The organism is Kribbella sp. NPDC031520, assembly GCF_055580825.1.
The window spans coordinates 57,787-70,943 of record NZ_JBVIKS010000009.1 but is presented as its reverse complement, the minus strand read 5'-3'; the positions used below and the strand labels follow the sequence as shown (position 1 = coordinate 70,943).

Annotated in this window: 13 protein-coding genes; 3 read left to right on the top strand and 10 right to left on the bottom strand. The window is 69.3% G+C overall.

The window, feature by feature from the left end; all coding sequences use genetic code 11:
* Positions 1–58 precede the first annotated feature (58 nt).
* Positions 59–1,054 carry a sigma-70 family RNA polymerase sigma factor gene (locus ACZ5BU_RS35750; RefSeq protein WP_465705308.1) on the top strand — a complete coding sequence of 332 codons (996 nt, stop codon included), beginning with the start codon at positions 59–61 and terminating at the stop codon, positions 1,052–1,054.
* Here ACZ5BU_RS35750 and ACZ5BU_RS35745 read toward each other — a convergent pair.
* Together ACZ5BU_RS35745 and ACZ5BU_RS35740 are read right to left on the bottom strand one after the other, a co-directional pair.
* The gene (locus ACZ5BU_RS35745) at positions 1,037–1,741 is read right to left on the bottom strand and encodes an isocitrate lyase/PEP mutase family protein (protein WP_465705306.1); all 705 of its coding nucleotides are present in this window, start codon (positions 1,739–1,741) and stop codon (positions 1,037–1,039) included. The genes ACZ5BU_RS35750 and ACZ5BU_RS35745 overlap by 18 nt on opposite strands.
* Positions 1,738–2,199 (bottom strand): carboxymuconolactone decarboxylase family protein, encoded by a 462-nt coding sequence (locus ACZ5BU_RS35740; RefSeq protein ID WP_465705305.1) that lies wholly within the window; start codon positions 2,197–2,199, stop codon positions 1,738–1,740. Before ACZ5BU_RS35740 ends, ACZ5BU_RS35745 begins: the two co-directional genes overlap by 4 nt.
* A 46-nt stretch (positions 2,200–2,245) precedes the next feature.
* On the opposite strand from ACZ5BU_RS35740, the gene pdxR reads away from it, so the two are divergent.
* Entirely contained in the window at positions 2,246–3,628 is a 1,383-nt protein-coding gene (pdxR, locus tag ACZ5BU_RS35735; protein ID WP_465705303.1) for a MocR-like pyridoxine biosynthesis transcription factor PdxR, read from the top strand.
* On the opposite strand, the gene mmuM is transcribed toward pdxR, so the two are convergent.
* The 8 genes from mmuM to ACZ5BU_RS35695 all read right to left on the bottom strand — a co-directional run bounded on the left by mmuM (position 3,625) and on the right by ACZ5BU_RS35695 (position 11,524).
* A complete protein-coding gene (mmuM, locus tag ACZ5BU_RS35730) occupies positions 3,625–4,584 on the bottom strand; it encodes a homocysteine S-methyltransferase (protein ID WP_465705301.1) in 960 nt (319 codons plus the stop codon). The two genes, pdxR and mmuM, sit on opposite strands and share 4 nt — an antisense overlap.
* Positions 4,568–5,494: an FAD-dependent oxidoreductase gene (locus ACZ5BU_RS35725; RefSeq protein WP_465705299.1), complete on the bottom strand. Its 927-nt coding sequence runs from the start codon at positions 5,492–5,494 to the stop codon at positions 4,568–4,570. Before ACZ5BU_RS35725 ends, mmuM begins: the two co-directional genes overlap by 17 nt.
* Positions 5,495–5,757: 263 nt before the next feature.
* Complete coding sequence (locus tag ACZ5BU_RS35720; protein ID WP_465705297.1) at positions 5,758–6,582, bottom strand: M55 family metallopeptidase; 825 nt, start codon at positions 6,580–6,582, stop codon at positions 5,758–5,760.
* Positions 6,583–7,902, bottom strand: coding sequence for an enolase C-terminal domain-like protein (locus ACZ5BU_RS35715; protein WP_465705296.1), 1,320 nt, complete (start codon positions 7,900–7,902; stop codon positions 6,583–6,585).
* Positions 7,899–8,813: a 5-dehydro-4-deoxyglucarate dehydratase gene (kdgD, locus tag ACZ5BU_RS35710; protein WP_465705294.1), complete on the bottom strand. Its 915-nt coding sequence runs from the start codon at positions 8,811–8,813 to the stop codon at positions 7,899–7,901. Before kdgD ends, ACZ5BU_RS35715 begins: the two co-directional genes overlap by 4 nt.
* Before the next feature lie 52 nt (positions 8,814–8,865).
* Positions 8,866–9,744 carry a LysR substrate-binding domain-containing protein gene (locus ACZ5BU_RS35705; protein ID WP_465705292.1) on the bottom strand — a complete coding sequence of 293 codons (879 nt, stop codon included), beginning with the start codon at positions 9,742–9,744 and terminating at the stop codon, positions 8,866–8,868.
* Entirely contained in the window at positions 9,744–10,424 is a 681-nt protein-coding gene (locus ACZ5BU_RS35700) for a FadR/GntR family transcriptional regulator (RefSeq protein WP_465705290.1), read from the bottom strand. The genes ACZ5BU_RS35705 and ACZ5BU_RS35700 overlap by 1 nt, the downstream gene beginning before the upstream one ends.
* The gene (locus tag ACZ5BU_RS35695; protein ID WP_465705288.1) at positions 10,409–11,524 is read right to left on the bottom strand and encodes an L-talarate/galactarate dehydratase; all 1,116 of its coding nucleotides are present in this window, start codon (positions 11,522–11,524) and stop codon (positions 10,409–10,411) included. Before ACZ5BU_RS35695 ends, ACZ5BU_RS35700 begins: the two co-directional genes overlap by 16 nt.
* Positions 11,525–11,687: 163 nt before the next feature.
* On the opposite strand from ACZ5BU_RS35695, the gene glsA reads away from it, so the two are divergent.
* Entirely contained in the window at positions 11,688–13,127 is a 1,440-nt protein-coding gene (gene glsA / locus ACZ5BU_RS35690) for a glutaminase A (protein ID WP_465705286.1), read from the top strand.
* The last annotated feature ends 30 nt before the right edge of the window (positions 13,128–13,157 follow it).

The window sequence follows — 13,157 nt, the reverse complement described above, 5'->3', positions numbered from 1 at the left end:
GTTCGGGTGCGTGCCGGTGTCAGCAACGGTGTGAGAAGAATGGAGACGGAGGTGGCTGATGGCAGACGAATTGCTGCAGCGGGCACGTGCGGGTGACCGGGACGCGTTCGCGGCGCTGGTCGAGCCGCATCGCGCGGAGCTGCAACTGCACTGCTACCGGATGCTCGGGTCGCTGCAGGACGCGGAGGACGCGCTGCAGGAGTCGTTGCTGTCGGCATGGATCGGGCTGAGCGGGTTCGAGGGCCGGTCGTCGGTGCGGACCTGGCTGTACCGCATCACCACGAATCGGTGCCTGAACGTGCTGCGGTCCTCATCACGCCGGCCACAGAACGCCGTACCGTTGCCGGTTCCGGCGCCCGAGCCGTCGCGGTCGGGGGAGGTGCTGTGGCTGCAGCCCTATCCCGACAACCTGCTCGACGGGTTGCCGGACCGGGTGCCGGGGCCGGAGGCGCGGTACGAGTCGCGCGAGGCGATCTCGTTGGCGTTCGTGACGGCGGTGCAGTTGCTGCCGCCGAATCAGCGCGCGGTGTTGTTGCTGCGCGACGTACTCGGGTATCGGGCCAGTGAGACCGCCGAGCTGCTCGGGTTGACCGAGGCCGCGGTCAACAGTGCGCTCGCTCGTGCTCGGGTGACGGTGGATCAGAAGGCTGTTGCGCGGCCGGTGGCTACTGCGGACGAGCAGGCGTTGACCGAGCAGTTCGTGGCCGCGTTCACCGCGCAGGACGTCGATGCGTTGGTCGCGTTGATGACCAGCGACGCGTGGGTGCGGATGCCGCCGCTGCCGTTCGAGTACCAGGGCCGCGAGGCCGCTCACCGGTTCTTCACCGCGCTGGCCGAGCATCAGCGGCAGATCGTGGCGATGGTGCCGGTCCGCGCGAACGGGCAGCCGGCCTGGGGTGAGTACATCCGCGATCCGGTCACCGGTGGCCTGCACCTGATCGGGGTTCTGGTGATCGGCCTGTCCGGTGACCGGATCGACGAGATCGTGCACTTCGAGACCACGGTCGCCCCGTACTTCGGGCTGCCGCGGACCCTGTCAGAGCCGGGGGAGTAGCTCGCGCAACTGGTCCATCAGGTAGTCGTGCAGGCTGGTCCCGTACGAGATCCGGGTCGCGCCCGCTGCGGCGAGCTCGGCCGGCCCGGGTCCACCGATCTTCGCGTGCCCGTTGATCGGCCCGCCGACCGCTTCGGCCACCTGAGCCAGCTGGTCGAGCGGCGCGAGGATCGGGTACACGCAGTCGGCCCCGGCGCGGCGGTACTCGCGGCCCCGCCGTACCGCTTCGCCGACCGGGTCGTCGACCGGCCGGATGAACGTGTCGACTCGGGCGTTGATCACCAGCTCGGCGCCGGCCGCGGCCCGTACTTCGGCCAGGTAGTCGGCCTGCTTCACGACATCGACCAACGTACCGTCGACCGAATCCTCGAGGTTGCAGCCGACCGCGCCGGTCTCCAGCAACCGCTCCGCGAACTCCTTCGGCGGCAGGCCGTACCCGGCCTCCATGTCGGCCGTCACCGGTACGTCGACCGCGCGGGCGATCCGCGCGACCGCGGCGAACATCGTCTCCGCTGGGGTCAGCTGGCCGTCGTCGTACCCGAGGACGCGGGCGACCGCCCCGCTGCTGGTGGCAACAGCGGGGAAGCCGGCCTCGGCGACGAGGCGTGCGCTCACCGGGTTCCAGGCGTTCGGGAGGACGAGGGGAGTGCCGCCGTGATGCAGCGCCCGGAAGATTTCAGCCGTCATGGCTTGTAGTGGCCGGGCTCCATCTTCCCGGTGATGCCGACGCGGGTCCACATGTTGATCGTGATGATCAGCGCGATCAGCTGCGCCAGGTCCTTCTCGTCGAACGCCTGCGCCGCGACCTCATACACGTCGTCCGGGACCTGGCCGACACTGATCAGCGTGATCGCCTCGGTCAGCTCCAGCGCCGCCCGCTCCTGCTCGGTGTAGAACTTCTTCGCCTCCCGCCACACCGGCAGCAGGGTGATCCGCTGCTGCTGGTCCTCGCCGAGCTGCAGGAGGTCGAGGGAGTGCATGTCGGTGCAGTACGCGCACCCGTTGAGCTGCGAGGCCTTGATCCGTACCAGGTGTGCCAGCTTCGGGTCGAGCCCGTTGTCGGACACCGCGTCCAGCTCGATCATCGCCTTGTAGAAGTCCGGTACCAGAGTGGCGAGCTTGACCCGCCGCGTCGTCGTTGTCATGGCTTCAACCTATGCCGTGATCGGCCCAGGTGTATGGTCCACTTCTATGGCGGAACCAGGGGCCAATTCGGCGGGAGCGGACCTGCACCTCGAGCTCGGCACGACCCGCGGCCGGGGTGATCTGGTGCGGGCGTTGCACGCGTCGATCCGGAGTGGCCGGCTGGCGGCCGGGACCCGGTTGCCGTCGTCGCGATCGCTGGCGAAGGATCTCGGGATCGCCCGGAACACGGTCGCGGACGCGTACGGGCAGCTGGTCGCGGAGGGGTGGCTGACCGCGCGGCAGGGATCCGGGACGGTCGTCGCCAATCGGGCCGCGGTGCCGCCGACGCCGTCGGTTTCGTTGCCGGAGGCCCGTAGTTTCCGGTACGACCTGACGCCCGGCGCGCCGGACGTGGCGACGTTCCCGCGGACCGAATGGCTGGCCGCGGCGCGGAAGGCGCTGACCGCGGCGCCGAACGAGGCGTTCGGGCTGGGCGATCCACGCGGCCGGATCGAGCTGCGGCGGATGCTCGCCGACTACCTCGCCCGGGCCCGCGGCGTCCGGGCCGACCCGGAGCGGATCCTGATCTGCTCCGGGTGGGTCCAGGCGCTGAGCCTGCTGAGCGAGGCGATCAAGAACCTCGGCGGTACGACGATCGCGGTCGAGGAGTTCGGGTACGGCCTGCACCGGGACGTGATCCGGGCGCGCGGGCTGTCCGTGGCCGCCGTACCGGTCGACGCGCTGGGCGCCGAGACGTCGGGCCTGAGCGGGGAGGGGGTGTTGCTGACGCCGGCGCACCAGATGCCGACGGGCGTACCGCTCGCACCGGAGCGCCGTACCGCCGCCGTCGAGTGGGCGCGGGCGACCGGGGCGGTGCTGATCGAGGACGACTACGACGGCGAGTTCCGGTACGACCGGCAGGCGGTCGGCGCGCTGCAGGCTCTCGATCCGGAGCGCGTCGTGTACACAGGTACGGCGAGCAAGAGCCTGGCGCCCGGTCTACGGCTGGCGTGGATGGTGCTGCCCCAACGCCTGATCGAACCGGTCGTCGCCGCGAAACGTACCGCCGACTTCCAGACCGCCACCCTCGAGCAACTGGTCCTCGCCGAATTCATTGCCTCCGGCCACTACGACCGCCACGTCCGCCGCTCCCGCTTGCACTACCGCCGCCGCCGCGACCGGCTGGTGGAACTCCTCGCCGTCCGCGCCCCCGAAGTCGAGGTCGCAGGCATCTCCGCCGGCCTGCACGTCCTCCTGGACGTCCCCGCCGACGCCGAAGACATCGTCACCAGAGCCGCCCGCCAAGGCCTCGGCCTGGCCACCCTCACCACCTACCACTTCAACCCGACCCCAGCCACCCGCCAAGCAGTAATCGTCGGCTACGGCACCCCACCGGACCACGCCTACCCCGGCGCCCTAGACCTCCTCTGCCAAGTCCTCGGCGTCTAGCCTGTGGAAAACCCGGGGCTGGTGTCGTCAGAGTCGATAGACTTAAGCAGGAAGGACAGGGCGCGGATGTCGTCCGGTCCGACCCGGCAGCAACCACCGACGTATGCCGCTCCCGCCTCGACCCAGGCGCGCGCGAACTCGGCTGGCCCCTCGCCCGAACCGACCCAGGTGCGTGCTACCGCGTCCCACGACTCGCCGCGGTTGGGGTAGGCGATGGCGGGTTTGCCGGTGGTGGCGACCGCGGTTTGCACCGCGGGTTGCACGTCTTCGGGTTTGCAGCAGTTGATGCCGACGGCAACTACCTGGGGGATGTCCGGGATGGCGAAGGCGTCTGCCAGGGGTTGGCCGGCCCGGGTGTGCAGACCTTCGATCGAGTAGGAGAACCAGGCGGGTAGGTCGAGTTCGGCGAGGAGGGCGACCAGGACCTCGGCCTCGTCGGTGTCGGGGATTGTCTCGACGGCCAGTAGGTCCGGGCCTGCCGACGCGAGCAGCTCGAGGCGCGGGGCGTGGAAGTCGCGGAGTACCTTGCGGCTCACGCCGTACCTCCCCCGGTACTCCGAACCGTCGGCGAGCATTGCGCCGTACGGCCCGACGGAGGCCGCAACCAGCCGACGCCCGGGCACCAGCAACCGCCCGGGCACCAGTAGCTGCCCGGGAACCTCGAACTCGTCGCGGACCTCGCGGGCGAGGTGGACGCTGCTGGTGATGAGGCGTTCGGCCTCGGTGCGTGAGACACCTGCGCGTTCGAAGCCGGGGACGCTGGCCTGGTAGCTCGCCGTGGTGGCGACCATCGCGCCGGCTTCGTAGTACGCGCGGTGTACGGCGGCGATCTCCGCGGGAGCGTCGCGTAGCAGGCGGGCGGACCAGAGGGCGTCGGACAGGTCGTGGCCGCGGTCCTCCAGGGCGTTCGACAGGCCGCCGTCGAGGATGACCAGCTGGTCAGACGGTGCGGGCAAGGTCCAGGACCTCGTCGGCACAGCCCCACGACAGGGTGACACCGGAGCCGCCGTGGCCGTAGCAGTGGATGATGGGCTCGCCGGAGCGGGTGCGGACGAGTTCGCAGCGGATCGCCGGGCGCGCCGGGCGGAGGCCGACGCGCCGGCGGATGATCTTCGCCTTGCGGAGCTGGGGGATCAGTTCGGCGGCGCGGTCGAGGATCTGCGTGGTGGTCTCTGGGTCGACCGTGAGGTTCCAGTCGCCGGGCTGGCTGGTACCGCCGACGACGACGTCGTTCGTCCGTGGGATGACGTACGTCAGTTCGCCGGGCGACCGGTCCGCGAGCAGCCAGTCGGTGAGGCCGCACGGCTCGACCGTCAGCACCTGGCCGCGGACCGGCGTCACGGTCGGGTCGCTCGCGGTCAGGCGGGCGCCGAGGCCGGTGCAGTTCACGACCAGGTCGGCGCCGGTCGGCAGCGCGGACAGTGCCGCGCGGGTCAGCGTCCCGCCCGCGGCCTCGAGGCGTTTCACCAGCGCGGGCAGGTACGCAGGCATGTCGATCACCGGCGCCGTGAACGACCACCCGTCGACGAACCCCTGCGGCGGCCACCCGATCCGGGTGAGATCCGGCAGTACGTCGGCCCAGCGCGGGTCGGGCGTACGTTCGGTCAGGAACTCGCGTCCGTGACGCAGCGCGACCGACGGCTCGACCTCGGCCAGCTTGGCGAACTCCACGTACGTCGTCCGCGACCAGGCGGTCACCCGGTCCTCCGGCGCTGACAGGTACGGGTACCAGAGCGCGGCCGCCACCGACGACGTCGTCTCCAACGGCAGGTCCCGGGCGAACACCGCGACCTCATACCCACCCTCGGCGAGCCGAATGGCGCAGCTCAGCCCGATGACGCCCGCACCCACCACGATCACGCGCATTCACAGATTGTTACGCGTAGACGGCAATCACGCCACCGCAGACCACCCACGGCACAACCGGCCGACCACCCATGCGCGACCCGCAGAGCCCCCGGCGCAACCCGCCGCCGGGCGGTGCACCGCCCGGCCGGACCTGCACCACTCACTAACCCCGGCGAACGGCCGGCTGACCGCCGAACCCGAGCGTGCCGTCGCCGGCATCGCGCCGCTTGGTGAGTGGCTCAGGTCCGCCCGCGGCGGATCCCGCCGGGCGTGCCAGTGACTTACTCGCTGACCCCGCGGCTCAGGAAGACGATCGCGATGAACATCCGGTAGAGCTGCAGCGGATCGTCGTTGCGTAGGGCAACAACTCGGTCCTCGCGACGCTCGACCCCGCGCACCTCACACGCCAGCTCGGCGAACGCCCGGCTGTGGAACCGTACGGTCAACTCGGCCGGCAGTGTGATGCTCGGCAACCGGATGTCGCTCGACCGGGCGAGGGCGCGACGCGCGCCGTCGTGGATCAGCTCGCGGGCCCGCTCCGGGTGTACCGACAGCGCCGCGTTGTGCGACACCGACTCCTTCACCACCACCGACTCGATGTCCGGGCAGAACGGTTGCGCCTCTTCGATCGTGGTCCGGTCACCGGAGATCAGTACTACGGGCACTCCAAGGGCGAGCGCCACCAGCGCGTTGATCCCGGCCTCGCCGGTGATGTGGCCGTTCAGCCGGACCTCGGCGATCGCCCGCGGGTTGTACGTGTGCGGCAGCACGGACCCGGTTGCGCCGGCGGAGCCGTGGTACGAGACGAAGAACGCGGCGTCGAACGAGCTGTCCAGGCCCTGCATCATGTACAGCGGCTTGTGCTTGCCGGACAGGTAGCTCGCCCGGCCGTGCAGCTCGTCCGGGAGCAGGTTCTGCATGGTCGAGTGCGAGTCGTTCACCAGGAACTCGGTGCCGCCCGCGGCCAGCGCGCCGTCGATCGCGGCGTTCACCTCCGCCTGCAGCTGGCGGCGGTAGTACTCGTACTCGGTGGTGGGTCCGCGGGCCTGACCCCAGTCGACGACGCCCGCCGTACCTTCCATGTCCGTTGACAGGAACACCTTCATTCAACGCACCATACAAGGCCGCTTTGGGTCGAACTTCCAGTCCTCGATCAAGTACTGCATCGCGATCGCGTCGTCGCGGGCGCCGAGACCGTGCTCCAGGTAGAGCTCGTGTGCGGCAGCCAGGGCGTCCCGGTCGAGCTCGACGCCGAGCCCGGGTGCCGTGGGTACGGCGATCTCGCCGCCGGTGATCCGCAGCGGGTTCTTCGTCAGCGCCTGGCCGTCCTGCCAGATCCAGTGCGTGTCGAGCGCGGTGATCTCGCCGGGTGCCGCGGCGCCGACGTGGGTGAACATGGCGAGCGAGATGTCGAAGTGGTTGTTCGAGTGCGAACCCCAGGTGAGGCCGAAGGCGTTGCACAGCTGGGCGACCCGTAACGATCCCGCCATCGTCCAGAAGTGTGGGTCGGCGAGCGGGATGTCGACGGCGTCGGTGCGGATCGCGTGCGCGAGCTCCCGCCAGTCCGTGGCGATCATGTTGGTCGCGGTGCGGAGTCCGGTACGGCGCTTGAACTCGGCCATCACCTCCCGCCCGGAGAACACGCCTTCCGCTCCGCACGGGTCCTCCACGTACGCGAGTACGTCGTCGAGCCCCGCGCAGACGGCAACAGCCTCCCGCAACAACCAGGCTCCGTTCGGGTCCACCGTGATCCGCGCATCCGGGAACCGCTCGTGCAGCGCCCGCACCGCATCGATCTCCACATGCGGGTCGAACACACCGCCCTTTAACTTGAAGTCGACAAACCCATACCGCTCCTGCGCCGCAACCGCCAGCTCCACCACGGCGTCAGCCGTCAACGCAGGCTGCCGCCGAAGTCGCTCCCACGCATCATCACCCGCATCGGTCCGGTAGGGCAGATCCGTTTGTGTCGCATCACCTACGTAGAACACGTAACCCAGTACTGGGACCGCGGCGCGTTGCTGTCCTTCGCCGAGTAATTCGGCCACCGGTACGCCGAGGTGTTGTCCGAGCAGATCGAGCAGCGCCGATTCGAGCCCCGTGACCGCATGCACCGTCGTACGGAGGTCGAACGTCTGTAGCCCGCGGCCCCCGCTGTCGAGTCCTTCGAATGTCCGGGAGATGGTGTGCAGCAAGCTTCTGTACCGGGCGAGCGGCTGGCCCACCAGGAGGTCTGCTGCGGCGCGGATCGTGTTCGCGATCTTCTCGCCGCCAGGAACCTCGCCCAGACCGACGTTTCCGGAGTTGTCGGTGACGATCACGATGTTGCGGGTGAAGAACGGGCCGTGCGCCCCGCTGAGGTTCAGCAGCATGCTGTCGTGGCCGGCGACCGGTACGACCTCGACCGACGCGACCGTCGGCGTCATGACACCTTCCCGATCAGGTCGGTCAGCAACGACACCTCGTCGGCGGTCAGGTCCTGCAACGGCGGACGCACCGGCCCGGCAGCACGCCCGATCGCATTCACCCCGGCCTTGACGATCGAAACGGCGTACCCCTTGGTCCGATCGCGGATGTCCAGATAGGGCAGCACGAACTCGTTCAGCTTCCGGTAGACCGCCGTACGGTCCTGCGCCAGCACGTCCGCGTAGAACCCGAGCGCGAACTCCGGCACGAAGTTGAAGATCGCCGACGAGTACGTGCTGTACCCGAGCTGCAGCAGCGGCAGCGCGAACGTCTCCGCCGTCGGCAGCCCGCCGATGTACGTCAGCCGTTCGCCGACCCGTGCGTACGTCCGCGTCATCTGCTCGACGTTCCCGACCCCGTCCTTCAAACAGACCAGGTTCGCGTTCCGCTCGGCGAGTTCCGCGACGGTGACATCGCTGAGCACCGCGTTGGCCCGGCTGTACACCGTCACGCCCAGGCTCGTACTGCGGCACACCGCCGACACGTGCTCGATCAGACCACGCTGCCCGGCCTCCGTCAGGTACGGCGGGAACAGCAGGATGCCGTCCGCGCCCGCAGCCTCCGCGGCGCGCGCGCCCTCGATCGCGGACGCCGTACCACCGGTCGCGGGTGCGATCACCGGCACCCGGCCGTCCACCTCGGACACAGCGACCCGTACGACGGTGTCGATCTCGGCCGGTGTCAACGAGAAGCCCTCGCCGGTACCGCCCGCGGCGAACAGGCCGGCGACGTCGTACTGGCTCAGCCACGACAGGTGCTCGCGGTACGCCGTCTCGTTGAAGCTGAGGTCGTCGTGGAACGCGGTGACGGGGAACGAGAGCAGCCCGGTCTTGAGCTGCGCGGCGAGCTCGACGGGGGAGTAGTGGGTCACGTGGCTCAGCGTAGGAACCCGTGTGGATACCTGTCCAAGATCCTTTTTGGATCTATTGATGCTCGGAGAGCATCGTCAACACGCGCCGCAACACCGCGCTGGTGTTGTCCCGCCGCCAGATCGCGTGCAGCTCGACGAGCTCGTCCGACGCGTCGAGGTCGCAGTACGTCACGCCCTCGACCCCCAGGCTGCGTGCCGACGCGGGTACCAGCGCGACGCCGCGCCCGGCCGCGACCAGGAGGATCACGGTGAGGATCTGCTGTACCCGCTGCTCGATCCGCGGATGCGAGTCAGCGAGGAACCGGACGGTCAGCTCGTGGAAGTACCTGGCCTGGGCCGGCGAGTAGCTGATCACCTGCTGGCCGGCGAAGTCCGCGGTGGTCAACGGCCGGTCGAGCGACCCGAGCCGATGGTTGCCGGGGACAACGGCACACAACGGTTCCCGGAACACCACGCGGGATTCGAGTACGTCGAGGTCGAACGGCGGCCGCCCGAGCCCGAGGTCCAGCTCGCCCCGCAGCAACCCGTCGAGCTGCGCGGGCGTGACCCGTTCGTGCAGGATCACGTCGACGTCCGGCAGCTCCTCGGACAGCCGGCGCAGCAGCGGACCCAGCGTACGGATCGCCGACGTCGCGGTGAACCCGAGCCGCAACGTCCCGGCCGCGCCCTGGTCCACTCGCCGGGCGAGGTCTCCCGCGGTCTCGACCAGCGCCAGCAACCGGCGTGCCTCGACCAGGAACGCCCGGCCCGCCTCGGTCAGCTCGACCTTGCGGTTGTCGCGTTCGAGCAACTGGACGCCGACCGCGCGCTCGAGTTTCTGCACCTGCCGGCTCAACGGCGGCTGGGTCATGTTCAGCCGGTCGGCGGCCCGGCCGAAGTGCAGCTCCTCGGCGACCGCGACGAACGCGCTCAGCTGCTCGAGGGTGAACATCAGCGCAGCCGGTCCCGGGTGTTCGCGAGGTGCACTCGCATCGCCGCACGGGCCGCTTCGGAGTCGGCGCGGTCGATCGCGGCGTGGATGTTCTCGTGCTCGTGCACGACCCGGGTCAGGTGGTCCGGGTCGGAGATCTCGTACGCCGGGTCCAGCCGGGTCCGCGGCAGCATGATCATCATCGGACCGAGCTCACCGATCAGGTCGCCGTAGAACCGGTTGCCCGAAGCAACGGCAACCTTGAGGTGGAACGCGAAGTCCGCGTCCACCGACCGACCCGGGTCGTCACCCACGCGCCGGAAGTCGTGCAGTGCCCGCTCGATCCCCTTCAGCTGATGGGCGGTACGACGACCCGCCGCCAGCCCGGCCGCCTCGCTCTCGACGCCGATCCGGAAGTCCATCAGGTCGAGGACGTCACGGTGCGACCGGACCGCGCGCAGTCCCGGCGTACGCTCCGGAACCTCGAGCACGAACGACCCGCGGCCCTGGAACGTCTCCACCAGCCCGGCCGCCTGCAACCGCGACACCGCCTCGCGGACCACGGTCCGGCTGACCCCGAACTCCTCGACCAGGCTGTTCTCACCCGGCAGCTTCTGGCCGGGCGCGATCTCGCCGCTGAGGATCCGCTGCTTCAGATCCTCGTCCACCTGGTACGCCAACCCACTCACGTGAACTCGCACCGATCGACCGTCCAGCGCGCACACTGCTCGCTGGTGGTGAAGCCGAGGCCGGGACGGTCCGGGACGAGCATCCGGCCGTCGACCGTCTCCAGACGCTCGTTGAACAAGGGATTCAGCCACTCGAAGTGCTCCACCCACGGCTCCCGCGGGTACGCCGCCGCGAGGTGCAGGTGGATCTCCATCGCGAAGTGCGGCGCCAGCTGCAGACCGTTGTGGTCGGCAAGCGTCGCCAGCTTCAGGAACGGGGTGATGCCGCCGATCCGCGGCGCGTCCGGCTGGATGATGTCGGCCGCCCGCGCCTCGATCAGCCGGACGTGTTCGCCGACGCTGGACAGCATCTCGCCGGTCGCGATCGGCGTGTCCAGTGCGGCGGCGAGTTCCGCGTGCCCGAGCGCGTCGTACGCGTCCAGGGGCTCCTCGATCCACACCAGGCCGAACTGCTCCAGCACCCGGCCGATCCGCAACGCCGTCGGCCGGTCCCACTGCTGGTTCGCGTCCACCATCAGCGGTACGTCGTCACCGAGATGCTCGCGTACCGCCCGTACGCGCTCGAGGTCGATCCGCGTGTCCGGCTGGCCGACCTTGATCTTGATCCCACCGATGCCGTCGGCAAGCGATTTCGATGCCCGTTCCTTGACCTCGGAGATCGGCGCGTGCAGGAAGCCGCCGGACGTGTTGTACGCGCGGACCGAGTCGCGATGCGCGCCGAGCAGCTTGGCCAGCGGGAGACCCGCGCGTTTCGCCTTCAGGTCCCACAGCGCGATGTCGATCGCCGCGATCGCCTGCGTCGCGACCCCGGACCGCCCGACGGACGCGCCGGCCCAGAGCAGTTTGTCGTACACCTTCGCGATGTCCGACGGGTCCTCGCCGAGCAACCCTGCCGCCACTTCCTTGGCATGCGCGTACTGTGCCGGGCCGCCCGCGCGCTTCGAGTAGCTGAACCCGATCCCGTGATGATCGTCAGCGGTCCAGATTTCCGCGAACAGGAACACCACCTCGGTCATCGGCCGCTGCCGCCCGGTCAGCACCTTGGCGTCACTGATCGGCTGGTCGAGCGGGAGCACGACGGACGAGAGCTGCACACGGCGGATGCGGTCCATGCCAAGTGATCGTACAAGTACTCCACTTGTCCAACAAGATGTTCGATTGACGTGGCCGTAACACCAGGTGACCGAGCCGGAAACAATAAACCGAGAAGCTGCTGGGCGCCCGACAGCGTCGTCGTGCGTCTGTCTGCCGCCAACCTGGGGAAGGAAGCAGCCAATGGACGCGTCGGAGAAGCTGCTCCGGTCATTCGAGAGTCTCGACAACGATGGTGACGGCAGGATCTGGGCCTGGGAACTGCTCAGCCGCTTGGGCCAGGTGGGGATCGATCCGCTCGATCCGCGGGTACGGTCGGCGCTGGCCGGTGCCCGCGACGCCGACGGCCGGCCGATGCAGTTGGGGATCGACCAGCAGCCGGTCCAGATCGACTACCCGGAGTTCACCCGGATCGCGGAGCACGGCGACAGGATCATCGGACGGGCTCTGAACGACGAGCTGGCCATGTCACGTGCCGAGTTCGCGGAGCTCAGCCGGGGAATCGAGCAGATCTACGCCGACCTGTTGCCGAACCGGGACGGCGCGGTCGCCGACTACATACCGACGCTGGCCGGCGCCGATCCGGAGAAGTTCGGTATCGCGATCTGCACCGTGGACGGACAGGTCATCCAGATCGGTGACTCCGCCGATCCGTTCAGCGTCCAGTCCACGTCGAAGCCGTTCACCTACGCGATGGCGCTCGAGGAGTTGGGCGCCGACGAGGTGGACCGATGGGTCGGAACGGAGCAGAGCGGCGGGGTCTTCAACGATCCGACCCTGTCGTTCGATCTGGACCGCAAGCCGCGCAACCCGATGATCAACGCCGGCGCGATCGCGACACTGGCCCTGGTCGGTTCGGGAAAGCCCCACAGCGAACGGTTCCACACAGTCAAGGAGACGTGGACGGCGATGATGGGGCAGCCGCCGGGATCCGACACCGAGACTTTCTACGCCGAGGACGAGACCGGCGACGGGAACCGTCAGCTGGCCTTCGCGATGGCGGCGAAGGGCCGACTGAAGGGCGGCGGCGGGCTGGCGAGTACGGCGGCGACGGCGCAGTTCTACTTCCAGGTCTGCTCGCTCCAGGTCGACGCGGCACGGTTGGCGGCAGCCGCTGCCACGCTCGCGAACGGCGGCGTCGCGCCGTACTCCGGCCAACAGGTGTTCTCCCCGGAGACGACCGCGCGGGTGCTGTCGGTGATGGCCCACAGCGGCATGTACGACGGTTCCGGGGAATTCGCCCACAAGGTCGGCCTGCCGGGTAAGAGTGGGGTGGCCGGGAGCGTGTTGGCGGTCAAACAGGGGAAGTTCGCTGTGGTCTCGTACTCGCCGCGCCTCGACGGGGCCGGGAACTCGGTCCGCGGTGTCGAGGTGTGCAAGCGCCTGGTGAGTGACTTCAACCTCCACCCGTACGGCGTCTCCGAGCCGCAGCGCGCCCGCGGTACCGAAGCGGCCCGTCCCCTCAGCGAAGCCGACCGCAAGGCCGACATGGCTCGGCAGATCGCCACGGCCCTCGACGGAATGGCGAGAGTGGGCTCCGGCACGCCCGCGTCGCACGGCGGCGTGTCGCCTGCCCCAGCGGTGAAGGCGAAGGCACCTCAGCAGCCCGGCCAGCAACTCTGAGCTGCGGATCTGCAGGCCATCGTAATGCGA